Below are 25448 nucleotides of genomic sequence, written 5' to 3' on the forward strand. Positions count from 1 at the left end.
GGTGACACTGTGGGTGACCAGTCCGCAGTCGACAGAGCAGCTATGCAGCAGGCCGCCACGCGGATCGAGGACTCCGCGGGCATCGTCAAGGGCCTGCAGACCAAGCTCGACGGGCACAAGGGCCAGCTGATGTCCGGGTGGGCCGGTAACGCCGCGGTGTCGTTCGACCGGGTCTTCAACGAGTTCCAGACCGAGATGACCAAGGTCCGGACCGCTCTCGAAGGGATGCACCAGAAGCTGGTGCAGACCAAGATCGTCTACGAGAGCAAGGAACAGGAGCAGCAGGACGCGGTCAACAAGATCAACCAGCTGCTCAACGGCAGCACCTGATCCGTCCCGTTCACCCGACTTCCCTCCGACCGAAGGACTTCCATCGTGAGCGACAGCTACACCAGAGCGAATTTCGGCCAGATGCAGCAGGCCCAGGCGGACTTCACGCTGGCCTACCGCGCCCTCGTCGACGAACTCGACGACCTTGAGAAGAACCTTGAGAACCACCTCAGCCAATGGGAGGGCGGCGCGCAGACCGCCTACTGGGAGGCCAAGCGCCAGTGGGACACCGCCGCGGCCCACATCGGTCAGATCCTCAACCAGCTCGGTGTCACCATCGGCGAGGCCCACAGCAACTACAGCGGCGCGGAGCGCGCGAACCTCAACATCTGGTCGGGCTGACACACCGGTCCGCGAGGTCCGCCTACGTCGTGCAGGTCCGCTGGACCCGCACGACGTAGGCGTGCAGGGGGAAGAAACGTGATTCGCCGGGAGGGCGAGCGATGAGCGACTATTATCTGACCGACGAGGAACTTGCGAGGATCGACCACACCTTCCCGGGCCAGATGCATGGCAATTACTCAACGCCTGCAGAGCACGTGCAGAGCCCGACCCGTGATGAGTGGAACGACCTTTCGGAGTCCGAGCAGCGCGAACTGTACTTCAAGTACAGCGCGGGGGCCGACGCCGGCAAGTGGAATGATGCGAGCAATACCCTTCCGCGTGGCACCGAGCCGCAGCGCGGCGAGTGGAACGCGACGGCCGAAAAGGGCTACGACGTGGATCCGGCGGAGCTCAGGCAGCTCGCCAGGGACATGCAGTACAAGCTCGACATCTGGAAGCGCAAGCTCGACAAGGTCGCCACCACCTCGATAACTCAGGGCGACCTCGGCAACATCCAGGGCTCCGAGGAGTTCGTGGGGGTCGTGAACGCGAGCAAGTCCGGTTTCTCGGAGTACATCGGTGCCATCGAAGGCGCCTACCTGGGTGTGATCAGCAGGCTCAACGCGACGGCGGACCAGTACGAGAACGCCCACGGCAACACCAAGACGACGGTTGACGGCGTCAACCCGGATCTCGGCTGATCAGCACCCCTGAAAGGAGGCCCGATGGGTGACAACACCACGTACTACCCGATCAAGGACGGGTTGCAGTTCGGCAGCCACGACGCCGGCGGCATGAGCCATGAGGACGTCAAGAACAAGCTGAAGAGCCTGAAGCCGGAAAAGGTCGGTGACGCCTCCACCGCCTACAAGGACGCGGCGGACGCCCTCGCCGAGATGAGCGACGAGCTCACCAACAACTTCGCCAAGAAGATCATTCAGCACTGGCAGGGTGACGCCGCGCAGAAGGCTCTCGACCAGCTAGGGCAGGTGTACAACACCTCCGTGAAGCTGTCCGACGACAGCCACCAGAACGCGACCCTCTACGCCTGGTACAAGCACGACATTCTCGACTGGTACAAGACCCAGGGCGAGACCATGACCGACGGTTATGTTCACACCGGCGGGGACGACGACAACGCCCGCGAATTGATGAACAGGTTCATCGGCCGGATGAGAGAGGCGTTCAACGGCCACCCGCTCAAGATCCAAAAAGATCTTCCGTCCGAGGTCGGTACCACGGGCGAGGACCCGCCGCCCTACACCCCGCCCGGCGGCCCCGGCCCGTTCGGAGGCGGCGGCGGTGGAGGCGGCTCCAGCCCGTTCGGCGCCGACGGCGGGCCGTTCGCTGGCGGTGCCGGTTCCCTGGGTGCCGACGGTGCTTCTCCGTTCACCGGTGGTTCGGGCAGCGGCGCGGGCCCATGGGCCGGGGGCGGCGGCCCCTTTGATCCGGGTAGCGGCGGACCGCACCTTTCCGGCGGCGGTGTGCCCGGTGGAAGCGGCGGGTCGCTCAGCGGGGCTCCCGGTTCCGACCTGTCGAGCTTCCCCGGAGGCGGCGGAGGCGGCGGCATGCCCAGTGGCGGCGGCGGTGCAGGCGGCGGCTTCGGTGCCGACCCGGGCGGCTTCGGCGGCGCCGGCTCCGGTGGCGGTGCCGGCTCGGGCGTCGGTCCAGGCGGGATGGGCGCCGCGGGACGCGGCGCCGGCGCCATGCGCGGTGGCATGCCCATGGGCGGCATGCCGATGGGCGGGGGCGGCGGCCAAGGCGGCAAGGGCGAGGAGCGCGAGCGCGAGACCTGGCTGTCCGAGGACGAGGACGTCTGGGGCGGCGACGACGACACCGCGCCCCCGGTGATCGGCTGAACCCACGGTGAACGCGCGGCTCACGGGCGGTCGGCGGCTTCGGTCGCAGGCCGCCCGCGCCTGCGCGACGGACTAGGGAGTGTGCGACAGATGCGATGGCTGCTTCGGACGGCGGCGTCGACGGTGGCGATCGGCTTGGCGGTGGCCCCGGTCGTCCCCGCACACGCCGCGCCGGCCCCTTCGCCCCAGCAGTGGTGGTTCGACTCCTGGAACATCCAGAAGGAGGTCTGGCCCGTCACCAAGGGCAAGGGTGTGACGGTCGCCGTCATCGACACCGGGGTCAATGCCCAGCTGCCCGATTTGAAGCCCGCCGTGCTGCCCGGCAGCGACATGACGGGCAAGGGCGGCGACGGCCGGCGGGACTACGACACCAGCAATGAGGGCCACGGCACCGGCATGGCGAGCCTGATCGCCTCGCAGGGCACCAAGACGGGGTTCGTCGGGGTCGCCCCGGAGGCCAAGATCCTTCCGATCGCCGCTCCCTCCCTGAGCGGGCCGATAACGAGCAAGGCGGTTCGCTTCGCGGTCGATCACGGCGCCAAGGTGATCAACATCTCCCAGGCCAGCCCGTCCGCGAACCTCTATCCCAACCAGTGCCCGCCAGAACTGCTCGAAGCGATCAAGTACGCGGCGGGCAAGGACGTCGTGATCGTCGCCGGTGCGGGCAACTCCGGCAACTTCAACAACAAGCCCGCCTATCCGGCCTCGTGCCCGGGGGTCGTCGCCGTCGGAGCGCTGGCCCACAACGGAAAGCCGTGGGAGTCGACGCAGCAGCAGAGCTACGTCGCGGTGGGTGCGCCGGGCCAGGACGTCGGCTACATCGGTAAGACCGGCCACGTCTTCACCGCCGGTCAGGGGACGAGCCAGGCGTCCGCGCTGACCGCAGGCGCCGTCGCCCTGCTGCGCAGCCGCTACCCGCAGATGCCGGCCCGCCAGATCGTGCAGCGCCTCATCGCCACCGCGAAGGACTTCGGCCCGCGCGGCAAGGACAACCTGCTGGGATACGGCGTCATCAGCATCCCGCGCGCCCTCAAGCAGGACGTCCCCGAGACCGCGCCCAACCCGGTGTACGCGCGGCTCGACAAGGTCGCCGGCGGCGAGGGCGGGGCCGGTGCCACGAAGAAGCCCGCTGCTGCGGAGGAGAAGGACTCCGGCGGCTTCCCGGTGCTGATCGCGGGCGGAGTCGTGGTCGTTCTCCTCGTTCTGGGCGCCGGCGCCTTCCTGCTCGTTCGGCGTCGCCGGCCATCGGGGGCACCGTCGGGGCCCGCGGGCCCCATGTCGTCGCCGCCGCAGCAGTTCGGGCCACCACAGCAGTTCGGGCCGCCGCAGCCGGGGCCGCAGCAGTCGCCCTACCAGTCCGGCCCGCAGGCGCCGGCTCCGCAGCAACCGGCTCCGCAGCAACCAGGTCCGCACGGGGGTCCGCAGAATCCGCCGCCCGGCCGCTGACGGCAGGGCCGGTCTTCGGGCCGGCCCTTCACCGTCGACCGGGCCACGCCGACCGGGCTAACCGCCGGGTCGCCGGCTCAGGCATTCGCCGCAGTTCGCGAGGGTGTCGGTGATGCTTTTCGCGACCGCTTCGGCGCCTCCGCGCACGGCTCCTTCGTCCAGTGCCTTCGACGCGCCGGCTCTGGGGAAGCCGTCCTTGTCGAGCGGCGATGTCGTTCCCCGGTACCGCACCGTGATGACGGCGTTGCGCAGGCGGACGGTCGCGGCCATGGTACCGGACTGCCCCAGCGGCCCCTTGAGCGTCGAATAGCGGGTGAACGCCTGGTCTCCGAGTCCGATGACGCTGGGAGCCTCGGCGTGCAGTGCACCTTCCGCGCCGCGCGAGGTGCCCGCCATGTGCCGGGCGCCCTTCCACGCCCCGTCGTAGTCGGACTTCGCCGGCGTCACCCCGTCCAGGTGCAGCCGTACCGCGATGTCGAGCCGACGCGCGGTGGCCGTCTCGTCGCCCGGCGCCCCGATCAGGGGCTCCGCCCACTCGCAGGCCGCGTACCGTTCGGCCGCCGAGGTGCCGGCCTTGCTGGGGACGGGCAAGGCGGAGTTCGGCACGTGCTGTTCGAGGGTCATGCCCGGCACGAGGGAGCACGGCTCCGGCATCGAGGTGAACCGGGCCGGCTCGGGCTCGTCCCCGGCGCTGCTCAAAGCCCAGGCGGCGGCGCACACCGCGGCGACCGCGAGCACGCCGGAACCCATGAGCCATGGCTTGCTCGCCATCCGCGACCACCGGAACGCCGCGGTCTCCGCGACGGGCTCGGGCGGTTCCGCGACGGGCTCGGGCGGTTCGGCGGGCTCGGGCGGTTCGGCGGCCGTGCGGTCAGCCCCGTCCAGCAGTTGGTCCGGGGGTTCGAACTCCGGACGCGACCCATCGGACACCCTGCAGGCCCCGCTGCCTATCAGCCGCCGGCCGGCTGCTTATCCTGCAGCCAGGCCGGGATGTTCTCGGGTGTGCGGGGGTAGAGCTCCAGCTCTTCCGCATAGGCCTTCGCCGGCGGCGAGGTGGCCCACTTGGGGTCGTTCTCCCGGTCGTACTCGATCTCGTAGGAGAACGGGTACGTCAGCCGGAACTTGGCGGAGAACCAGGTGCCGAGCCCGTCGGCGTACATGCCGGAGCGGAGGCGGGCGAACAGGTCGCCGAGAGCGGGCGGGGGCGTCCACAGGCTGGGAAAGCCCGGACCGGAGACTTTGCGGACCTGCCCCAGGGTCTCACTGTGGGAGCCGACCGACCGGTGGACGACGACGCACTCCTGCCAGGCGGCCGGGAGGGTGTGGACCAGCAACAGCGTCATCTCTTCGAGGAGCCGGTTCTGTTCGGCAGGGTTCAGCTGCTCGCTCACTGTGCCTCCTGCAGCCTGGCGCGCAACCAGCCGGGGATGTGCTCGTCGTCGCGCGGGAACGCGGCCAGGTCTTCTGCCCACTCGGCGGCGGTGATGCCCGGCTGCCAGAGCGGGTCGTGGTCGTAGTTGAAGCTGGTGTGGTACGCGCCGGGCGGGTCCATCATCAGGCGCATGCTCAGCCAGGTGCCGGTACCGGGCCGGTACATCATCGAGCGCAGTTCCCCGAGCATGCCGATCACGTCGCGCGGCATCTCGGCCGGTGGTGACGAACCGTCCTGCAGGACGACCGTGAGCGCGATGTCGGACACCGCGACGGTCATGAGGGCCTTCATGTCGATGCGCTTCCAGCCGGCCGGTGCCGCCTGGGCGAGCAGCGTCGCGACTCCCTTGGTGAGCACGTCGTAGCGCTGCGGGTCGTAGGGCATCGGCCCGCGGCCTGGAGCGTCGGTCATGGCTGTCCCTCCTGTTCCGCGAGTTTAGTGTCCTGCCCGGTCACCGGTGATCTCCGCCAGGTGGCCGGACGCGACGAGGTCGGCGATCGAGTCGGCGAGATAGAAGCCCATCCCGGTGTCGGGCGGGGAAGGGTCGCTTCCGAGTGGGCCGGGGGCGAAGAGGCCGGTGTGAGCGCGGATCGGCTTCTCCACGCGGTAGACGTGGTAGGCGTAGTCGCTCGGCGCACCCCACAGGCCGCGACGCAGGAACGGAGTTCCGATCGTGTAGACGAAACAGTTCGCGGGGTCGCCGTACGCATCGACTTCCCTACCGGTTTCCAGCACTTCGCTGGGAGGTTCGGGTGCGGCTTCGGGTTCCGGCGCCGGTGCGGGGAGCCCGCTCTCCGCGAGCATCATGAGCACCTCGTGGACGGAGACGTACGCGCCTTCTTCAGGGGCGGCGCCGGGGAAGCACACGAAGTGATCTTCAGGGCGGTTGTGGAGCGGGTCGAGGTGGATGTAGGGGCCGGTTCCGTCGGGCCGGGGTGAGTTGGACCTGCGTACGCTCAGCTCTCGGCCCACGTCGCCGAAGGTCCATGCCTGCTGGTCGTCTCTCGGTATGCGTTCCCCGGTGATGATCTGCACCACGCTCAGGACCGCGCTGTTGATCTCCATCCCGGCGTCGGTCATCACCCCGGCCATCGCGTGCGCGACCGCGCGGTGCGGTTCGGCGTAGGGGGCGGCGTCACCGCCGGGCGCCACGGCCAGCCAGGCGTCGCCGGTGTGGGCGACCGTCCAGTGACCCTCGCCCGGAGCCCCGATACGAAGCGTTCCCGCGCCCGGAACGAAGTCGGCGAGCTTGACGCGTGCCCGCATGAACAGTTGCTCCATGCCCGGCGGCAGCAGCGCGACCAGGTCGCTTTCCCGCTGCGGGACGGGGCTGTAGGTCCGCGCCGCGTGGTGCAGGTCCAGGAGCGAGCGCATCCACTCGGGGACCGCGCCGTCCGGGCGGGGGAACCGCTGGAGTTCCGCGGCGCAGTCGGCGGGGGTGATCTCGTCCGTCCAGGCGAACTCGGCGGGGGGCCGGGCGGACACCCCCCAGTCGGCGACCCCGTTCTTGTTCCGCAGCTTGTAGCTGAATGACGGCCAGGTCCCCTGGTCGGGGTGGTAGGTGATCTCCCGGTGCCGGCGCAGCAGGCCCGGGATGCCGGTTCTGGGGATGCGCCGCCCGGCGGCGCGGATGCCGCTGGGGTAGCTGCGGCCGGTTTCGTTGCCGGTCAGGTAGATGACCTCATGGTCGCCTATCGCACGGTAGGTCAGCTCGGCCCTTGTCCACGTGTCGGGAAGCAGGCCGGTGACTTCGTCGATCAGCTGCTGGAGCAGCGTTGTTTCCGGGTCGTTCGTCATGGGCCCTCGGTGGTCTCGCGCAGCGTTCCGGTCGCGAGCAGAGCGGCGATCGTGTCGACCAGGTAGTAGCCGCGGCCCTGCCCGGTGGTGTCCGCGACGGAGATCGTCGCTTTGTCGGTCGGGAAGGACGGATAGACGTGCAGCGGCCTGCGGACCCGGTAGGAGCGGTGCGTGTGCCGGGCGGGCTCGTCCCACAGTCCGCGACGGGTGAACGGCGTTCCGGGCTCGTAGAGGAACACGTCGTCGGTGTCGCCGTAACCGTCGAGGATCGTGCCCTCGGACAGGATCTCGGCGGGTTCTCCCGGGGTGTCGGGGAGCAGGTTGAAGGCCATCATGGACCAGACCGTGTGAACGTCCACGAACGGGCCTTCGGAAGGCGTGGGGGCGGGCCGCAGGACGATGTATCCGGCGCGTCCGACCAGGCCCTCCAGAGCGATGCAGGGCGTGCCGGACGGCCGTGTCGCGTTCCGGGACTCGGCTGAGATCCGCTGCGCCGTCTCGGTCAGCGCCCACGTCCAGGTGTATTCGTGGGATTCGCGCCGGATCAGGTCGGCGATCTCCAGGATCGTGCTGTTCAGGCTCACGCCGTCCTCGGAGAGGATGCCGCCGACCGCGTGAGCGGTGGCCGCCCTCGCCGTGGCGTGGTCCGATGCCGCGTCGGCGGAACCGTCCGGGCGGTGCACGGCCTGCCAGCCGTTCTCGCCGTGCAGGACCGACCGGCATCCGTGCTCCGCGACGCCGACCCGGAAACGGGCGGCGCCGTCCCGCGTCATGTCACGCAGGAGCCGACGGGCTCGCGCGAACATGATGGGGCTCTCGGGCGCGAGCCGGGCGACGAGCTCGCGCTCGTCCTGCGGAGAGGGCGTCTCCTCGGGGGAAGGCATCTCAGGATGTTTCCGCCGGCCGGTTGATGGTCGCGACGGCTTCGCGGCGGACGTCCTCGTCCACCTCGGGCACCGCGAACCCGTTCCCGCGGGCGAAGCCGACCAGGTCGGGCTCGGGCGGGACGCCGTGGACCCGCAGGTAGTAGGCGACCGCACCGGGCCAGATCCACGTGCCGTCGGTGTGGTAGGTCATCGGGACCTCGGCGCGGCGGCCCGGGTCGAGGACATCGGTGTCGTAGCCGCGGGCCGCCAGGACGATCGGGGCGCCTTCCAGGTAGCGCAGCAGCCCCTCCCGGTCCTCTTCGGGGACGGGCGGGTGATCGGCGACGGGCGCCCCGGACGGGCCGGCCGGGCCGAAGACGCGGGCGATCCGCATCCCCGCGGGCGACGGCTGGGGGGTGCCCGTCAGTCCCCGCTCACGCAGGGACTCGTCGAACAGCGGATTCGTCCGCTTGCTCAGGGAACGGATCAGCGCCTGTTCCTCCAGGGTCAACCGCCGGCCGCCCTCCAGGGCGGTCTCCTCAAGCCCGCGCATCGTCTCGTAGAGGGCCTTGACCGTGCCCTCGCCCAGTCCCTTGCGGGCCCGGTACATCTCCACGGCGGTGACGAACTCCTCGTACGGCAGCTCGTCGATGTCGGCGTCACGGTTGAAGTCCAGCTCGCCGATGTACCGCATGGCGCGCACGAACGCCCCGCCCCGCGGGTCTGCGGCCAGGCAGTCCAGTCCGCCGCCCGGCGTCTCCAGGAGGACCACCGGCCGTTCGTTGTACACGAAGTACCGCGGATAGGTCTTCCTCACCAGCTTCACAACGACGACTCCCGTGATGATTCGTGATGCCGACGACCGTACCCGGCGCTATCCCCGCGCCAGGCGGTCCAATTCGTCCAGCCCGGCCGCCCGGCCCTCCTGCGCGTCGGCGGCGACACCGCCGGCGAGCGGGTCCTCAGGCGTTCCGCGCAGGCGCCGTACCGCCTCGGCGGCGGGCACGCCCGCACCGAAGGCGTGCGCCAGCCGGGCCTCCCACAGCCCCGCCGCGATCTCCCCGTCCCGGCCCGCCGCCGCCCGCCGCAGGTAGGACGCCGCCTCCTCCGACAACGACGCCCACACGTAGCCGAGAACCGCCCCGCCGCGCGTCACCGGGTAGAACAGCACGGGCGCCGCGGTCCGCGGCGCGTACGACGGCGGCCGGACGCTCACCAGCGGGCCCCAGCCCTGCGAGCGGTCGGCCGGCGTTCCGTCCGGGTACAGGCCGTCCTGGATGAGGGGGCCGGGTGTCGCCGGTGCGCCGGGGTTGGTCAGCTCACGCAGGGCGTCGAGGTTCGCGACGCGGTACTCGCGCGCGTCCGCCGGGATCGCGCCGCCGACCGGGTCCTCCGCCGCGCCGACCCAGAGGCGGATCGCCTCCAGCGCGGGGACGCCGCGGTCGTGGGCGTCGTCCAGGCGTCGTCCCCAGACATCGGTGGCCTCCGCGCCCGCCGCCTGGGCCGCGACGCGCCGGATGAAACCGGCGGCCTTCGCGTTGGACTCCGCGGCCCACAGATGCCCGAGCAGCTCGCCGCGGCGGACGACGGGCAGGTAGAACACCGCCTGCCGCGTGAACCGCTCGTAGGTCTGCTTCGGCGGCCGGAGCCCGCCGTCGATGGGCGGTGCCTGCGGAAGGTCCGGAAACCCGTCACTCATGACACGCGCGCCTCTCCGTCGTCATTTCTCCGTCGCCGTCTCCCCGGTGGCCGTTTCTCCCTGGGCGATGTCGCACTCACGGCGCCGCCCCGGGCGGGATGACGTCCGCCTCGATGGAGAAGACCGGCTGGGTGCCGTTCCACCCGGTCTGCACGACGTTTCTGACGTAGTACCTGGTGCCCCGGGGGAGGACGAGTTCGCGCTGGTCAGGATATGCGCTGCTGGTGCCCATCCACACCCCGTGCGCACCCTCGGGAAGGTTGAGGTGCAACTGGTAGGTGAAGCCCTGTCCGTCGACCTCCGTCGTCCCCGATCCCAGTGAGGTCGACATGTATCCCGGCTCGTTCTGCACGGCCCCGATGAGGAGCATCGGATGCCGTCCGGCCAGCGGCCTGCCGTCCGAGGCGAGCATGAAGTCCACGTCGTGCAGGCCGCGCACCGCCTGGACGGGCTCCGGCAGCGGCTGGCTCAGGGCGTGGTCGAGCTCATTGATCCGCCGCCAGAAGGCGTCCGGTGTGGGCTCACCGCCGAGGTAGCGCCGCAGGAACTCGCGCTGCTCGTGGTTCTGCCACATCTCCTGGAGACGGGCCTCCGGGTCCGTCTGCGTGAGGACGTGCTGGATCAGCTGCCGCTGGTAGTCGGTGAGGTCCGGCCGGTTCCACATCTGCATCAGCTGGTTCCGGTGGACCGGCATGCCCCCGCCGTTCAGGTAGGCGAGGTGCTGGACGTAGTTCTGCTCCGTGAACAGATGGGTCAGGTATCGGCCCACGTCCGCGCCGGGCCGCAGCTGCGGATTCGGCATCGACTGCACCGTGTACCAGTGCAGGGCCTGCTGCAACTGGTGCGGCAGGTTGCGGTAGACGTCCGACAGCCGGTTCTCGCCGTACCGCTCGCCCTGCTCGTCGGTGTCGAAACGGCGGTACCCGTCCCGGTCGACGTGGCCCTCACGGCGGAACCAGTCGCGCAGCCCCCGCGCCTCCGCGTCGTCCGCGGGCCTCGCCGGGTCCGGGCCTCGGTGGTCCTCCCGGCCAGGGGGACGGCCGTCGCGTCCGGCGGTCGAGGTCGTGCCGTCCGGGTTGAAGGTCTGCCACGTGCCGTTCGGGGGCCAGCCGGGGCGGGTCCGCCCGTCCGGGCCGGTCTGGCCGGACGAGGCGTACACGTTGCCGTCGCCGTCCGACCACGCCAGCCCGTTCGGGGCGGTGACGGGCACGCCGAGCCGCTGGGCGAGCTGCGCGGCGAAGTCGCCGTCGCCGGTCCGGCACGACAGCAGCAGGATCTCGCGGCCGTTCCAGTTCGGGTCGTTGCGGATCAGATGCGCCAGGTCGTCGGCGTTGAGCCGGCGTCCGCCGCCGAGCCGCAGCCCGTCCGCGTCGCCGTGCCCGTCGACCGTGAACCGCTGCGGGTCCGCGGGGACACGCCGCGCGAGGTCCCGCATGGCGGGGTCGGCCGGGTCGTGGAACGACCGTCCGGCCGGCGTGGCGTCGCTGTCCCGGAAGGTGTCGTGCAGGTGCGGCGGCAGACCGTCCGGGATGGTCTCCGGGGCCCTCTCCGGGGACTCGGCGTCCTCCCGCCGGACGGGTGGCTGCCCATCGCCGTGCGAAGCGTCGCCGGTGGTGGAGTCGCCGTGGGTGGAGTCGCCGTGGGTGGTGTCGCCGTCCTCGCGCGTGGTGCGCAGGTGCGGCGGCAGCGACTCGTTCAGCGCCGCGTCGAACCGCTCGTTGAGGCGACGGTTGATCACTTCGCGGACGGCCCGTTCCTCCGGTGTCAGCGGAGCGTCGCGTTCGCCGCGCGCCGCCCGTTCCTCGGCGACGTTGGGCAGGTCGCGCGAGACCTCGTACAGCGAGTGCTCGTAGCTGGCGACGTTGTCGAACGGCCGCAGGTGGAGGCGGAGCTCTCCGATGTGGCCGTTCGGCATCCGGACCGTCATCCGGATGTCGCGGTAGCCGCTCGGCTGCGGTGTGCGCAGCCGGTCCTTGATCGACACGACCTCGACGCCGTGCCGCTGCGCGACCTCCCGGACCCGGTCCAGCGCCCGGTACAGATCCGAGACGCTGTCGAACTGGACCTTGCCGCCGAGCAGGTCGTTGAGCGCGGAGGCGTCCCCGTCGCTCTCATTGATGATCTTGTCGAGAGCCCGGACCCGGTCCTTCGGCCCCGGACGCATCTTGGCGTCGTCCGGATCGCCGGCCAGGTCGTTCAGGACGTTGCGGAGGGTGCCGGTGCCTTCCGCGGCCTTCTGGTACAGCTCGTCCAGGTACCGGTTGACGAGCTCGTTGTCCTTCGAGAGCGGCTGCCCGCCCGCGCGTTCCTGCTCGGCGGCGAGCGCCTCTTCGTCGAACCCGGGCTGCTTCGGGGACTTGCCGGGGCCGATCTCGTCGATGGCCCGGTCGCTGATCTCGACCTGCCAGTCCTCAAGCGGAGTCGGTGTGGGCTCCACCTGCCCCTCGCGCAGCACCGCGTCGGCGCCCCGCTCGTTCACCTCCCGGATCGAGTCCTCCAGGATGTGCACGGCGTCCGAGTGCGTCAGCAGGCTGTGCAGCGTCCGCGGCCGCGCCAGCAGCGACTGCCGGACCGACTCCTCGGCAGGTGTCAGCGGCGGTGGGCCGCCGCCCTCGATGATCCGGGCGAGGTGGGGATGGTTCGGCAGCCGGTTGCGCAGGTCGTCGGCCAGCAGATCGCCGAGCCGGTTCCCCCGGTCGTCGACGACCGTCCCGCGGGCCTCGTCGACCATCTGCCGGACCTGCTGGTTCTCCTGGATCCGGCGCATGAGCTCGGGCTCGGCGGTCCGGGGCGGCGAGCCCTCACTCTCCGCCGACCTCGGAACGGCGTGACCCGCCGGCGGGGCGGACGCGTCCTGCAACCGGGTACCGGTGTCGGTCCGGCCATCCGGCCGTGAAGCGGACGCATCACCGGACCGCGGCGCGGCCGTCTCCGCGCCGGGCGTGGCCGTGCCCGCAGCCGGTGTTCCCGGCGTGGGTGTGCCGGGTGTGGGTGATTCCGTTGTCGACGTGCTGGGCGTGCTGCGTGGCCCGCCGTCCTCGTACCAGCCGTAATGGGTCCGGGCGTCCGGTCGTGACGTGCTCTGCCGGTCGGTGCCGTCACCGGATGTCCGCGTCTCTTCGGAGGGTGTGCGTGGCGGCGCCTGCTGGGCGTCCGAGCGCGGGGCCTGTCCCCCGTCCGGCTCGGGTGCCGGGTTGCTCCGGCGGAATCGCGGCTGGTCTCCGCCGTTCGACTCGGGCGTGGTGTTCCCGCCGGCCGGGGATGACTGCGATCCGTTGTCCGCGCCCGCCTGGTTGGGAGTGGCCGTCTGGTTCGGAGTGGCCGGCTGGGTGGGCTGACCGTTCCCCGATGGCTGGGTAGGAGCGGTGTTGCCGGGCGGTGTGTTGCCGGGTGGTGTGTTGCTCGGCGGCTGGGACGCCGCCGGGCCGCCGGACGGCGCGCCGCCGGACGGCGTGCCTCCTGCGGCTCGCTGGCTCGGGTCCAGGTTGTGGTAGCTCCGGTAGTGCGTCGTGGTCACCGGCGGGGTCTGGGAGTTGTCGGTCTCCGTCCAGCGGGTGTGTACGACCTCTGGCGTGATCTTCGGATCGTTCGGCTCCGGGAAGAAGTCGATCCGCTCGATCGTGACATCCGGATTTCCGCTGTGCCGTTGTTCGAGAAGGCTCTCGAACGACTGCCGCCAGGTATCGCCGGGAGTGAGGCCCGTGCCGGAGTTCCCGCGGTTCGTGGGGCTCCACTGCGGGAAGTAGTTGATCCGCTCTCCCGGCCCCCGCGCCTCGTGCGGGAAGATGTGGCCGCCGTCGAAACGGCCGCCCGGGTACTCACCGGTCGCCTTGCCGATGTGGCCGGCCTTCTTCTGGACAGAAGTGTTCCGCTGCTCCTCGTCCGCGTGGGGCGTGTCGTACTCGGGACGTCCGGCGGCGGCGTCCGTCTGCCCGCGGTGGTCGGTGTGGAAGAGGAAGGTGCCCGGCTCGACGCTGCCGTCGCCGAAATCACCGCTGCGGGTGGCGTCCGGCGGGTCGAGCGGCGCGTCGGGGTCGCTGGTCTGGAAACGGTCGTGGGGCTCGGCGAGGTAGTGCGTGTTCGGGCGGGGGACCCCGTACTTCTTGACGGTGGCGTTGCTGTCGCCCAGTTCGGGGTTGAACCCGTGCTGCCGGTCGCCGTACCACGTGCGGGCGTGCGTGACCTGCCTGTTCGCGTCCGTCCAGAAGACGCCGTGGAGCCTGTCGCCCGGGCCGCGCACCTCGATCCGCGAGTTGGGCGGCAGGTCCTGCCGGGCCGAGAACGGGCCCTGCGTCCCTACGTCGTATGTGCCCTGCCACCGCACCGGCGTGGCGTCCGCCGGGGGGTCGAACCTGGCGGCGGATGGCGCCATGCCCTCTCGGCCGCCGGTGTGGGGTTCGCCGGTGAAGATGTGCGGGTTGTCGAACCCGAGTTCGACCTTGTGGGTGACCCCCGGCTCGGGCCGGGTCAGGTCGATGTTCTCGTTGGGGTCGACGACCCGGGTACCGGGATCCGGCGTGACGTTGGTGATGTGGGTGACGTTGCCGTCGCCGTCCGTGTAGGCCTCGCTTCGAGGGACCCTGTTCCCCGAGGCGTCGGTCTCGTAGACGGTGTACTTGGTCCTCGGCTCCAGCGTCCCCTGTTGGACCAGCCGCTCGTTGGGCCTGAGAGTGATGTTGTCTTCGCGGGTGTACGACGGCGGTGCCCAGTCGGCCTGCTGGTGAGGCAGCCCACGTCCGGCAGGAGGGTCGGTCCGGGCCGGCGGCTCCTGGTCCCCGGGGGAGGTGTTCGAGTCGTCGGTGTCTCCCCGCCGGAAGCGAGGTTCGCCCTCACCCGGCCGGGGCCCGTCGTCGCCGCGCTGTTGTGTGCCGTCGGGCTGCTGGGTGCTGTCCGAGCGCGGTTGGCCGTCGTCGGTGCGCGGTGGCGTGCCGTCCGACCGCGATTGCGGGTCGGTTGAGGGCGGCTGTGTTTCACCTGACCGGGGCGGCGTCGTGTTCCCGTTGGGGTTCGCCGGGTTGCCGGGCGCCGGAGTGCTGCCCCCGGTGTTCTGGGTGCCGGTGTTCTGGGTGCCGGTGTTCTGGCCGCCGAGGTGGCGGTCCATGACTTGGCCGATGGCGTTGGCCAGGTCACGCGGGCTGTCGGAAAGGCGGTACTCGGTGAACGCCTCCGCCATCATCTCGTGCGAGTCGCCGGACCCGTACTCCGACAGCGCGTCCGCGATCCTCTGTTGCGTGGCGGGGTCGTGCGGCTGCGTGGCGTCGTACGGGATGCCCAGGGCGTTGGACACGGCCTGGTTCAGGTCGGCCAGCATCTGCGGGTTGTTCAGGAGCTGCTCGCCGAGGTGGTGCCCGAACTCGTGCGTGAAGACGCCTTCCGTGGAGCCGCCGCCGGGCACCGTGAACCCGGTCTGCTCCTCGCTCGCGCCGTCCTGCGCACGCTGAGCGTTGTCGGAGAACGCGTCGTGGTTGATGTAGATGCCCGGATTGGTGGCACCGGGCGTGGCGTAGGCGAGGACGTCGTCGTTGCCGGGGCCGAGGGACTGGCTGAAGTCCCCGGAGCCGATGTGGGACAGGCCCCGCATCGTCTCGGGATAGTCCGCGGCGAGTTGCTGGATGGCGTTGTTGATCTCCCGCGCCGCGGCCGGGTCGAGCGGGCTCGACGAGAAGTCGATGGTCGGTGCATCGTTGCCGAATTGGGTGAGGGCGTCCCGCGCCTGCTGCTCGGCGTCCGCGAGCTCCTGCGACCTGTCGGTCTGGTCGTTGCCGGTGGACGTGTCGCCTGAGTCGCCGCCGTCGGATTCCTTGTTGTGCGGCGCGCCCTCACTCTGCTGCGAGGGCTGGTCCTGCTGCGAGGCGTCGTCCTGCCGTGGCACCGGCTCACCGCGGACGACACCGCCGTCGTCGACGTTCTCGATCGGGGGCGGCTTCGGGCGTCCGCCGGGATCGTCGCCGGCCGAGGGCCGGGACTCGGGCCTGGGCGGCGTCGTCGATCTGGGGCCGCCCGTGGCGGAAGGGGAGGGCGAGGGGGAGGGCGAACCTCCCGTGGGCGTGGGTGAGGGCGGCGGAGATCCGCTGCCGAAGGATGAAGGTGTGCGGCTCGGGGACGCCGTACCTGCCGAGCCGCCCATCATCCCCATCGGCAGGGGCGCGACGAAGCCCGACGGGCCGCTGGAGCCGGCGCCCTCGGGCCGCTGCATGGCGTCCTGAGCCTCGGAGGCTCCGTCCGAACTGCGCTGATTCGGGTCGCCGGCGGTCTCGCTGGTCCCGTCGGCGGGTGTGGAACCGGAGGAGGGGTCGGTCCTCGGGGCGGGCGCGTCACCGCCGGGCGTGGCGCCGTCCGTGCCGCTGCCGGAGGAGGGCGTGCCGCCACCGGGGGAGGGCGTGCCGCTGCCGGAGGACGGGCTGCTGTCGCGTGTCGGCGAGCCCCCGCTGCTCCCGCTCCCGGGCGTGGGTGAACCGGTGCCGGTTCCGGGTGTGGGAGAGGCGCCAGCGGGTTGTGGAGAGCTGCCGCCGCCCGGGGACGTGCTTCCGTCACCGGGAGCCTGGGTGGCGCCGGGAGTCTGGGTGGCGCCGGGGGTCTGGGTGGCGCCGGGAGTCTGGGTGGTGCCCGGCGGCGTGCCGCTGTCCGTGGACCCCGGAGTGGGGGAGGCGGCGTCGGGGGACGGGGTACCGGAGCCAGGTGTGGCGCCGCCGGGGGGTGGCGCCTCGCCGCCCGGCGAGTGGGTTCCGCCACTGGGAGTGTGCGTGCCGGGAGTGGAGGAGCCGCCGGAGGACGAGCTGCCGCTCGGGGAGCCGCCTCGGGTGCCGGATCCGGTACCCGCCGAGGAAGAAGCTGAAGAAGATGAGGAGGAAGAAGACGAGGACGACGACGAGGGGGAGCTACCGCCGGAAGACGAAGACGGGGAGCCTCCGCCCGCGGCCGGGGCGCCGCCACCGGCCACTGGAGCCGCGCCTCCGCCGCCGACGCCTCCGCCGCCGACGACGCCTCCTCCGCCGCCGACGACGCCGCCGCCCGCGGGGGCGGCACCGCCGCCTGACGGGGTGGGGCCGCCGAAAGAACCGGCCCCGGACGGGCCGGCGGGCGAGCCTCCGCCGCCGAACCCGGACGGGTTGCCGCCGAGGCTTCCGCCGGAAGCGGACCCGCCGGCGGAACCCGAGCCGGCCAGAGAGGATCCGCCGCCACCGCCGCCGGTGTCGCCCAGAAGTGTGGAGATGCGGTTGCCGCCACCGCCGCCATCGCCGCCGGAGTACGAGCCGCCGCCGCCACCGCCGCCGCCGGATGAGCCGCCGCCGCCGGACGATGAGCCACCGCCGCCATCGCCGCCGGAGTACGAGCCTCCTCCGCCGCCTCCCCCGCCGCCGGAGGAGGAACCGACGCCTCCTCCTCCGCCGCCGGAGGGGGAGCCGCCGCCTTCACCGTCACCGGAGGGCGAGGGTGAGGGCGAAGGCGAAGGCGAAGGGGAAGGCGAGGGGCTCGGGTCGCCGACCGGTGTCGGGTTGGGGGTCGGCGGGTCCGCGCCGGGGACAGACGAGTTGTAGCCCTCAAGGCCGTCCCTGCCGCCGCCGACGGCACCGCCGAAGGCGCCCGAAGTGGCTCCCTTGGCGATGGCCTCCCAGGTCAGCGGGTCGCCATGGACCGCGGCCGTGGCGACCGTGCTGGCCACGCCGGCGATGGCCTCGGACGCGCCCTCCCGCACCATGCCTTTGGTCATACTGCCGAGCGCGGTGTCGGCGCCGTCGCCCAGGCCGGGGATCTTGCCCATGCCGTGCGAGACGCCGCCGGAGATGGCGCCGCCGATCGCGCCGTCCAGGGTGGCCGCGCCGGTCTTCGCCCAGTCGATGCCGTCACGGTTGCCCTGCGCGACCTGGATTCCCTGGACGAGCAGGTCGAGACCGCCGCCCTCGACGGCGCCGACCAAGGCGCCCCTCAGCACAGCGCCGAGGAACCGCTGGCTCAGCCGCTCCAGCAGTTCCTTGGCAATGGTTCTCGCCGTGACCTGTGCCGCGGCCTCCACGGCCGGGATGGCCGCCGTCGACGCGCCGAACGTCGCGAACGCCGCCGCGATCAGATAGGCGATCTCGATCGCCGTGATGATCAGCAGGGCGATGAACATGTACTTGGCGTACTCGATGTCGAGTGCGCCGCCGTCGAGCGTCTCGGCGAGCTGGCCGCACGACTCGACGAGCTTGGTCAGGATCTGGGGGTCGGTGGAGACCCACTGCTCCCATTTCAGGCTGAACGCCTCGGCGGCGCCGCTGTCGAGGGCGGCGCGCACGTCGGCCGCCGTCTGGTTCAGCTCCTCGATCAGCTCGGTGACCTCGGTGCCGGCGGTCCGCCACGCCTCGGCGCAGCGGCGCATCGCCGTCTCGTCGCCCTCCGGCCAGTCGGCACCGATGATCCAGCCCAGCCACTGGACCGGTTCAGGTATTTCGAGACCCACGGATCAGCTCACTTCAGCTCTGAGGCGTCCTCGGCGGCCTTGTAGGTCTTGGCCATCTGGTCCACGCCCTTTTTGATGCCTTCCAGGCCGTCCTTGAGCTTGGGGAACGACTCCTCGACGCTCGTGCTGGGCTCCTTGTAGCCCTCGGCGAACGTCTTGCCGGTCTCGTCCGAACCCCAGCACTCGCCTTCGCTGCTGAGCGCGGCGGTGAGCCGGTCGTGGATTCCCTTGAGCTGGACGGCGCCCGTTTGGAATCCCTGGCCGGCGCGCTTGAGTTCCTCTGTGTCGACTTCCAGGTGTTCGTAGGTCATGGCGGCAGGATCCCGAGTCGCTCACGCACGGCGTTGATGTCGTCGGGGCGTTCGGGCAGCAGCTTGGCGATGTCGAAGCCCTCATCCGCCGCGCCTTCGGGGGCGAGCCCCCGCATCGCCTCGCGCATCTGGTCGGTGACCTGGGACTGCGCGTCCTTGGTCGCCTCCATGATCGCTTCGGCGAGTTCCGTGATGCCGAGCCTGCGCTGGACCCGCGGATCGAGTTCCAGCGAGGTCGTCCGGCCCTGCCGGTCGACCTTGACCCGCACCATGCCGTCGGCGGCCTCCCCTTCGGCCTCGATGGCCTCGAGCTTGGACTGCATCTCCTGGATCTGCTGGCGCTTCTCCTGATAGGTCTGCAGGAGTTCGTCGATATGCGCCCGCCATTCAGCGCGCACAGGCACCCCTCTGTTCGTCGGGAGCTTGGAGAGCCCGCGACCGCGCACGATCACAGGTATGCATAGATTGACCGTTTATAGAGGTTTTCGCGGCTCTTCCGCAACCTGTTCCGGAGTGTCCGCGACGTGTGGGGAATCCCGCTGACGTTGTGGAACACTGCGAGGACCGCGCGGTGCGCCGCACGGTCCGAGCCGAAGACCGGGAAGGGGCGGATGGACGATGCGCAGGAAGCCGAACATCTGTGACGCCTGCGTGCGGTTGCACAAGAGGTCCAACCCGGGGGCGGAGTCGTCGCTCGACCGCTGGATCCCCTACTGCGACGCCTTCCCGGAGCGGGTGCCCAACGAGATCTACCGTGCGGGGTTCGACCACCGGAACCCGTTCGAGGGCGACCGGGGCATCCGGTTCGAGTTGCGTCCCGGCGGCGAGCGGGCGCTGGCCGCGTACGAGGCGTCGATCGCCCGGCGGCAGGGCGTACAGGACGCGCAGAACGCCGGGCCGGGCCAGGGCGGCTGATCCGTTCCCTCCCCGCCGCCGGGCCGGCCGAGCGCGAGGCAGGCGGGAAGCACGAGGCAGGCGGGAAGTCCGTGTGGCCGACGCCGGGCTCGGTGCGCGTCCCGGCCGGTGGGGACGGTGCGTCCTTCGCCGGGCCGAGGTGGGGGGCATGGTCGCTCCGGGGAGGTTTCGCGGCGGGGCGCGGTCGGTGCTGAGGACAGATTAGCTGGAGGCTCCTGGCGGTTTCAGGTTTAGACGCCACTATGGGACTTTCGGTTCGGTGAGATCCTTGTGCGGTGATGTTTCTGCGCCTTGAGGGCGGGTCCGCGCCCGGTCCCGGTACATGGGGCGGCGGGTCCTCTCGTAGGCTGACCGGTGAGAGGGGAGGCAGGTGACCGACTCGAGTTGGCAGCAGGCCGTCCTGCGCGACATCGGCGTCTCGGGGCGTGGATTCCAGTCGCTCGACGGGGCCCCGACCAGCGTGGCGCAAGGGTCGTGGGGTGCCGAGGCTCCGCCGCGCCCGGCGCCCGAGCCGCCGCCCCCGGCCGCCCCCGCACAGCTGCCGTCCCCGGAAGCGGCGTCGGCGTCCCCCGAGGCGCCCCCGTTCGCTCCGCCCGCGGAGTTCGCGCAGTCCTCGTCCGGCGCCCCGCAGCCGCAGCCGCTGCTCCCGCAGTCGCCGGAGCCGCCCCCGCCGGCGGTTCAGCCGGATGCCGCTCAGCCGGCGGCCCAGCAGGCCGCCCCCCAGCAGCCCGCCCCCCAGCAGCCTGCCCCGCAGCAACCCGCCCCCCAGCAGCCCGCCCCGCAGCCGGCGGCGCCGCAGCGAGGGGCGGACGCCCCCGCCGAGCCGCAGCAGGCCGAGCCGTTCGTTCATTCCGAGTTCGACTGGGCGGCGGCGGTCAATCCCGTGCTCGGCGCGGTGCCCTCCGGTGACGCCGTCCAGCCGGAGCAGGGGCCGGCGGACGCCTCGTCCGGCATGCCCGTGCCGCCGGCGCCCGCCCATCCCGCCGCGCCCGAGCAGGCGGGGCCCGGGCAGCCGGTCCCGGCGGACGACCTCGTCCGCAAGAACCAGCACGGCGACCCTCTCGCCCGTCGCATGGGACGCGGCGTCCGCAACGCGATGGGCGGCGGAGCTCGGGAGGCCAGGGAGCGGGCCGCGTTCGCCGACCTGATGCAGCGGTCGGTGCCGAGCGCCCGGCAGATCGCGGTCGCGAGCGTCCGCGGAGGCGCGGGCAAGACGACGATGGCCGCGCTGCTGGCGACGGAGCTGGCCCGGAACCGGCCCGACCGTGTGCTGGCCGCGGACGCGGACGCGGAGCTGGGGTCGCTGCCGCTGCGCCTCGGAGTCCGCCCCCAGCTGTCGCTGTTCGACCTGGCGGCGCACAACCCGAACACGTTCCAGGAGGCGGAGCACTTCCTGACGCGGACCCCCGACGGCCTGTACGTCCTGTCGTCCACGCGCGGCGGGCGCATCGCCGGGGAGTTCACGCTGGAGATGTTCCAGACCGCGCTCAGTTCGGTGAGCCGCTATGTCGCCGCGACGGTCGTCGACTGCGGCGCGGGGATCCTCACCGAGGTGAACCGCGGCGTCGTGTCGAGTTCACACGGCCTGGTGCTCGTCACCCCGGGCACGGTCGACGGTGCCCTGAGCGCGCGTGGAGCGCTGGAGTGGTACGCGAACAACGATCAGGGGGGCCCGCTGAGCCGCACCGTGATCGCGATGGTGTCGCACGCCCCCCAGGTGGGCGCCGACCTGCAGCGGGCGCACCAGATGCTGGCCGCGTGGGGACTGCCCGTCATCTTCGTCCCCTACGACCGGCACCTGGCGACCGGCAGTTCGGTGGACCTGTCCAAGGTCTCCGCCGCCGCCCGGACCGCGATCACCCGCATCGTGCACGAGGTGTTCTCGCGGTCGCTGGCCGCGGGCGGCGTCCGCTGAGCCGACCTCGGCGCCCCCGGCGGTCCGGCGAGGCGAGGCGAGGCGGCCGCGGGGTCAGTCGGTCCAGACGAGGGTGTTGGTGATTTCGACGCCGAGTTCACCGGCGGTGGCGAAGACGCTGCTGGTGCGGCCGCCGGTGGCGGCACCGGTCGACCAGTACGACTGGGCGTAGATCACGTTGGAGCCCTGCGTCCACGACCGCGTCCAGTAGGCGGGGTCGGGCCGGGGCTGCCGCAGGCCGCTGGCGTCGGACGGGGTGAGCAGCTTCGGCCAGCCCTTGTCGGACGTGACGCGGCTGACGCTGCTCGCCGCCGACGGGCTGGAGAACTTCGCGATCGACACCGCGGTGATGATCTTCTTGGTCGGGTTCGCGTAGACCGCAGAGTGCATCACCCCGACGCACGGGTGTGAGTGCAGTGCGGCACGGAGCTTGGTGTTGGCGCGGCTCGTGCACGACGAGGTGCGGGTGCCCGCCCGGGTGAAGGTGTTGCCCTTCGCGGTCCGGATCGTCGTGGACAGGACCGAGGCCGGGGTCGACGGCGTCTCGCTGGTCCTGGACTCCGTGGGCCTGGGCTCGGGGGAGTAGGACGGGGTGGCGGGGGTGTAGGTCGGAAACGTGGTCGTCCCGTCGGGGTCGTCGTCGTTGCTTTCCAGGACGACGAACGCTCCGAGGCCCAGCAGGGCGAGGACCCCGACCAGCCCGAAGATCAGCAGCGGGACGAGTGGTCCGCCGCCGCCGCGCCGGGGTGGCGGGAAACCGGGACCGCCGGGCATCGGCGGGGGGCCGTGCGGCGCCGGTGGTGGCGGGAATCCCGGCCCGCCGGGCGGCTGGCCGGGCCATTGGGGGGAGTTCATGGAACGCTCCGAGCTGATCCGTGCGGGGTGCCGGGTGAGATCGGACCAGAGTAGCGGGCAGACGTTGGCGGTTTCGCAGGGGATGGTAGGTATGTCTCGTGATGGCGCGTGCCAGGGACGGCGGCGGCGCGTGCGGATGTCTCATAGGGTTGCGATGGAGAGGGGAGGCACGTGTCTGACACAAGCCGGCGACCGGTCGCCGCGCACGGCGACGGCCCGCTCAGTCCACCCGATGCCGGGGTGACCCGATGAGCAGTGACCTGGTGGCGCTGGTGCGCCGCCGTCCGGACGTGCACGCCGTGGCCGACGGCATGATCGCCATGGGCGAGCCGCTGGAACTGCGCGGCGGGGAACCGGAGCCGACCCTGATGTACGACGCCGAGGGCCGGCTGCTCGTCTCGATCGAGGACGCGGTGCAGGTGTCGGCGCAGAGCGAGATCCGGCGGCTCCTCGGCGCCGAGTTCGCCGACCGGGTCAGCGCGCCGGTGTGGTGGGTGGACATCCGCGCCGTCGCCGACCTGCCCGACGCGATGCGCGTGGCACGCAGGTTCGCCGAGTCGCTCGTGCACTGGGCCGGCGGCGTCGTCTACCCGGACGGGGCGAGCGAGGCCCCGGCGCGCAGCTGGAGGGCGTCCGGCCAGGGCGGAGGCCAGGCGGCGGGGGCCCCGGGCCAGGACGGCGCCGCGTACCACGGCGGCGTCATCGGAGGCTGAGCCCCGCCGGACGCAGGGCGCGCCGCCGGGCGCTCAGGCCCAGTCGCGCGTCAGATCGAGGTCCCAGGGGACGAGGTTCCAGGGGCTGCGAGGCTCGGTGGCGAGCTCCTCGATGAGCCGTTCGTATTCGTCCTGCGCCTTCCCGCCGCCGCCCGACCAGAGCAGCCGCCCCTGCAGGTAGCAGGTGGCCATGTCCCGCCAGGACGAGTAGCGCCGCTGGACGTCGATCGCCAGCGGCAGCATTCGCTCCCAGCAGTACTCCTCCGTGAGCCACCCGATCATGTGGCCCCAGCGGTAGAGCATCAGGGCCCGCCCGTAGTCCCAGATCAGGAACCGTCCCACGTTGGCGCGCAGCGCCGGGTCGGCGAGGGCCTTCAGGCGGTGCAGCTCCTCCTGCACGTGGTTGCGGTCGTTGAAGAGGCGGTGGAGGAACTGGGAGAGTTCGGCGCCCTCCTCGCTGACGTCCGCGCCGGGCTCGTCGCGCAGCAGCCGCGGGACGAGCCGCGCGTACGAAGCGCCCTCGTCGCCGTAGCGGACGCGCACCAGCTCGATCAGCCGCTCGACGAACGGGGGTTCGAGCATGTCGCGGGCGATGAGGTCGTCGACCTCGCGCAGCAGCGTCCCGTACTCCTCCTGCGCGGCGGGGGGCCGGGCGGCGAGGACGGCGTCCTGGGTGAAGTCGGCGCGGTGCCCGTCCTGGACGAGCCAGTTGACGGCGCCGAGGAGCTGTTCGAGGTCGTAGGCGCCCCAGGGGTCCTGGAGGAGCTCCTGGGCGGTGCGGCGGTCGGCGGCCGCGGCGGCTTCGCCGGGGGCGGCGCCGAGGCGGTCCAGCCGGAACCCGTTGATCGCGCCGTAGGGTGCGCCGGCCGCGATGATCCAGTGCTGTACGGGGGTGAGGTCGCCGCGGGCGAGGGCGCCGGCCGGATCGGGCGCGGAGATCAGCTCCCACAGCCGCCGCCGGAACTCCTCGGCCTGGCGCTCCTCGCTGCCGAAGAACCCGGCGAGCTGTTTGCGCAGGGACGGGTGCCGGACGTAGAGCCGCCGGAAGAACCGCCCGTTCTTCCACACCAGGTGTTCGGGCCGCAGCTCGCCGAAGGGGACGCGTGTCCGCCGGTGCACCATCGCCTGCTCGGCGAACCGCAGTTCCAGCGCCGGGGGCGGGTAGATCGCCTTGAGGTCGAACAGCGGGGTGAAGCGCAGCAGGACGAAGCCGAGCGCGCAGCCGAGCAGCCCGGCGCCGGGTGCCAGCGCCCACCGCGCCTCGTCCTGCAGGCCGGTGAGGGACAGCACGGCCCCGGCGAGCAGCAGCGCGACGCCGCCGGTACCGAGGGAGAGGAACCAGGTCGCCGTCAGGACGAGGGACCCCTCGATGCGGAGCACCGCCCTGTCGCCGTCGAACTCGAACGACCCCTCGGCGAGGGTCCCCTCGACGGCCCGCTCAAGCGCGTCGAGCTGAGCGGCCTGTCCCATGGGCAGGACCGTACATCATCCCTTACCGGTAGATCATCGGCTCTTTGTGCCGTTTGTCGCGGCGGGTACGGGAGGGGCGGCCGGCGCGGGCGTTTCAGCCCGACTGGAGGTGCTGCATGAGGTGGCTGTGCCGCTGCCAGCCGTCCGGGGAGCGCCCGTCCCCGAGGGGGAAGAACGTCAGCGGCGCGCGAGGGGGCCCGACCTGCTGGCCGGGGATGCCGTTCGGCCCGGTGACGGTCCCCGCGACGGCCAGCGCGACGGGTGCGGGCGCGCCGGTCCAGCGGGGCTCGGTGGTGAGGTCGGCGCGGCCGGGTGTGAGCTGGACGAACAGGGAGGCGATGGTCTGCTCGGCGGCCAGCGCGCCGACGAGGGTCGGCAGGTGCTGGAGGGGCGGCGGGTCCGCGGGCATGTAGCCGATGGTGACGGTGCTGACCTCGGCGACGGCGCCGCCTTCGCTGGAGGTGAAGTCGCAGATCGCCTGGGCGGGGCGGGGCCCATCGCCGCCGACGAGGAGCCGCGCGGTGGCGCGTCCCCGCGCGTACTCGGTGAACCGGTCGCTGCGCCAGGGGTGCTCCAGCGGCTCGGCCGGTCCGAGCGCGCCGGGCGGTTTGCCGGTGAGCAGCTGCAGCAGTCGCTCGACGGGCCCGCCGAGGTCGCCCTCCGCGCCGTGCCTGGTGCGGTAGACGAGGGTGAGCTGCGAGCCGACCGGGGCGGTGGGACGGGTGGTGAATCCGGGCGCGTAGTCGCGGGCCTCGGGGATGGGCACGAACGTCGTGCCGTTCCACTTCAGCGGCCGTCCGGTCAGGCCCTCGTAGTAGGCGTCGCCGTTGCGGACGACCCACTGCACGTCGTCGCCCGACGCGGCGGTGCGCAGCGGGAGCGACAGCCGGGAGTCCAGCGGCGTGATCAGCTGCAGGGTGCGGCCGCTCGCGGTGCAGTCGCCGAGGGTCTTGTTCAGCCAGGCGCTCAGCGCCACCAGGGGGCGGTCCTGCAGAACGACCATGGCCTGGTCGGTCAGCGCGTCTACTGTGCTCATCTTCACCGGAGTCTAGTGCCAGGGGCCGCCGGGGCGGACG

General features: G+C 71.9%; 21 protein-coding genes. 8 read left to right on the top strand and 13 right to left on the bottom strand.

Going from position 1 to position 25448, the window contains the following annotated elements; genetic code table 11:
- The first annotated feature begins 9 nt into the window (after nucleotides 1–9).
- From ACGFIS_RS01680 to ACGFIS_RS01700, 5 genes are all read left to right on the top strand, one after another.
- Nucleotides 10–330, top strand: coding sequence for a WXG100 family type VII secretion target (locus ACGFIS_RS01680; protein WP_392907017.1), 321 nt, complete (start codon nucleotides 10–12; stop codon nucleotides 328–330).
- A gap of 45 nt (nucleotides 331–375) precedes the next feature.
- Nucleotides 376–672: a WXG100 family type VII secretion target gene (locus tag ACGFIS_RS01685; RefSeq protein WP_392907016.1), complete on the top strand. Its 297-nt coding sequence runs from the start codon at nucleotides 376–378 to the stop codon at nucleotides 670–672.
- A 101-nt stretch (nucleotides 673–773) separates the two neighbouring features.
- Nucleotides 774–1355 (top strand): hypothetical protein, encoded by a 582-nt coding sequence (locus ACGFIS_RS01690; protein WP_392907015.1) that lies wholly within the window; start codon nucleotides 774–776, stop codon nucleotides 1353–1355.
- Between the two features lie 24 nt (nucleotides 1356–1379).
- Nucleotides 1380–2513 (top strand): hypothetical protein, encoded by a 1134-nt coding sequence (locus ACGFIS_RS01695; protein ID WP_392907013.1) that lies wholly within the window; start codon nucleotides 1380–1382, stop codon nucleotides 2511–2513.
- A gap of 90 nt (nucleotides 2514–2603) precedes the next feature.
- Entirely contained in the window at nucleotides 2604–3959 is a 1356-nt protein-coding gene (locus ACGFIS_RS01700) for a S8 family serine peptidase (RefSeq protein WP_392907012.1), read from the top strand.
- A 57-nt stretch (nucleotides 3960–4016) separates the two neighbouring features.
- Here ACGFIS_RS01700 and ACGFIS_RS01705 read toward each other — a convergent pair whose 3' ends face one another.
- From ACGFIS_RS01705 to ACGFIS_RS01750, 10 genes are all read right to left on the bottom strand, one after another.
- On the bottom strand, nucleotides 4017–4889 hold the full coding sequence (locus ACGFIS_RS01705) for a hypothetical protein (RefSeq protein ID WP_392969006.1): 873 nt from the start codon (nucleotides 4887–4889) through the stop codon (nucleotides 4017–4019).
- A gap of 20 nt (nucleotides 4890–4909) precedes the next feature.
- Nucleotides 4910–5350, bottom strand: coding sequence for a hypothetical protein (locus ACGFIS_RS01710; RefSeq protein ID WP_392907010.1), 441 nt, complete (start codon nucleotides 5348–5350; stop codon nucleotides 4910–4912).
- Nucleotides 5347–5802, bottom strand: a complete 456-nt coding sequence (locus ACGFIS_RS01715) for a hypothetical protein (RefSeq protein WP_392907009.1) — start codon at nucleotides 5800–5802, stop codon at nucleotides 5347–5349. Before ACGFIS_RS01715 ends, ACGFIS_RS01710 begins: the two co-directional genes overlap by 4 nt.
- A 24-nt stretch (nucleotides 5803–5826) precedes the next feature.
- The gene (locus ACGFIS_RS01720) at nucleotides 5827–7188 is read right to left on the bottom strand and encodes a TNT domain-containing protein (RefSeq protein ID WP_392969009.1); all 1362 of its coding nucleotides are present in this window, start codon (nucleotides 7186–7188) and stop codon (nucleotides 5827–5829) included.
- Nucleotides 7185–8072: a glycohydrolase toxin TNT-related protein gene (locus tag ACGFIS_RS01725; RefSeq protein WP_392907005.1), complete on the bottom strand. Its 888-nt coding sequence runs from the start codon at nucleotides 8070–8072 to the stop codon at nucleotides 7185–7187. The genes ACGFIS_RS01720 and ACGFIS_RS01725 overlap by 4 nt, the downstream gene beginning before the upstream one ends.
- A gap of 1 nt (nucleotide 8073) precedes the next feature.
- Nucleotides 8074–8880, bottom strand: a complete 807-nt coding sequence (locus ACGFIS_RS01730; protein ID WP_392907003.1) for a hypothetical protein — start codon at nucleotides 8878–8880, stop codon at nucleotides 8074–8076.
- A 48-nt stretch (nucleotides 8881–8928) separates the two neighbouring features.
- A complete protein-coding gene (locus ACGFIS_RS01735) occupies nucleotides 8929–9753 on the bottom strand; it encodes a hypothetical protein (protein ID WP_392907002.1) in 825 nt (274 codons plus the stop codon).
- Between the two features lie 76 nt (nucleotides 9754–9829).
- Nucleotides 9830–18193, bottom strand: a complete 8364-nt coding sequence (locus tag ACGFIS_RS01740) for an ADP-ribosyltransferase (protein WP_392907001.1) — start codon at nucleotides 18191–18193, stop codon at nucleotides 9830–9832.
- A gap of 8 nt (nucleotides 18194–18201) precedes the next feature.
- A complete protein-coding gene (locus ACGFIS_RS01745; protein ID WP_392906999.1) occupies nucleotides 18202–18504 on the bottom strand; it encodes a WXG100 family type VII secretion target in 303 nt (100 codons plus the stop codon).
- Nucleotides 18501–18902: a YbaB/EbfC family nucleoid-associated protein gene (locus tag ACGFIS_RS01750; RefSeq protein ID WP_392906997.1), complete on the bottom strand. Its 402-nt coding sequence runs from the start codon at nucleotides 18900–18902 to the stop codon at nucleotides 18501–18503. Before ACGFIS_RS01750 ends, ACGFIS_RS01745 begins: the two co-directional genes overlap by 4 nt.
- Before the next feature lie 220 nt (nucleotides 18903–19122).
- On the opposite strand from ACGFIS_RS01750, the gene ACGFIS_RS01755 reads away from it, so the two are divergent.
- The gene (locus tag ACGFIS_RS01755) at nucleotides 19123–19419 is read left to right on the top strand and encodes a hypothetical protein (RefSeq protein ID WP_392906996.1); all 297 of its coding nucleotides are present in this window, start codon (nucleotides 19123–19125) and stop codon (nucleotides 19417–19419) included.
- 370 nt (nucleotides 19420–19789) lie between these two features.
- Nucleotides 19790–21334: a MinD/ParA family protein gene (locus tag ACGFIS_RS01760; RefSeq protein WP_392906995.1), complete on the top strand. Its 1545-nt coding sequence runs from the start codon at nucleotides 19790–19792 to the stop codon at nucleotides 21332–21334.
- 54 nt (nucleotides 21335–21388) lie between these two features.
- On the opposite strand, the gene ACGFIS_RS01765 is transcribed toward ACGFIS_RS01760, so the two are convergent.
- Nucleotides 21389–22189 (bottom strand): hypothetical protein, encoded by an 801-nt coding sequence (locus tag ACGFIS_RS01765; protein WP_392906994.1) that lies wholly within the window; start codon nucleotides 22187–22189, stop codon nucleotides 21389–21391.
- Between the two features lie 248 nt (nucleotides 22190–22437).
- On the opposite strand from ACGFIS_RS01765, the gene ACGFIS_RS01770 reads away from it, so the two are divergent.
- A complete protein-coding gene (locus ACGFIS_RS01770) occupies nucleotides 22438–22902 on the top strand; it encodes a hypothetical protein (protein ID WP_392906993.1) in 465 nt (154 codons plus the stop codon).
- A 33-nt stretch (nucleotides 22903–22935) separates the two neighbouring features.
- On the opposite strand, the gene ACGFIS_RS01775 is transcribed toward ACGFIS_RS01770, so the two are convergent.
- Both ACGFIS_RS01775 and ACGFIS_RS01780 read right to left on the bottom strand, forming a co-directional pair.
- Nucleotides 22936–24372 (bottom strand): DUF1266 domain-containing protein, encoded by a 1437-nt coding sequence (locus ACGFIS_RS01775; protein ID WP_392906992.1) that lies wholly within the window; start codon nucleotides 24370–24372, stop codon nucleotides 22936–22938.
- 94 nt (nucleotides 24373–24466) lie between these two features.
- Nucleotides 24467–25408 (bottom strand): DUF6177 family protein, encoded by a 942-nt coding sequence (locus ACGFIS_RS01780; RefSeq protein WP_392906990.1) that lies wholly within the window; start codon nucleotides 25406–25408, stop codon nucleotides 24467–24469.
- Nucleotides 25409–25448: the final 40 nt, after the last annotated feature.

It is taken from the genome of Spirillospora sp. NPDC048824 (genome assembly GCF_043198455.1).
In the GTDB taxonomy this organism is placed as follows: Bacteria; Actinomycetota; Actinomycetes; order Streptosporangiales; family Streptosporangiaceae; genus Spirillospora.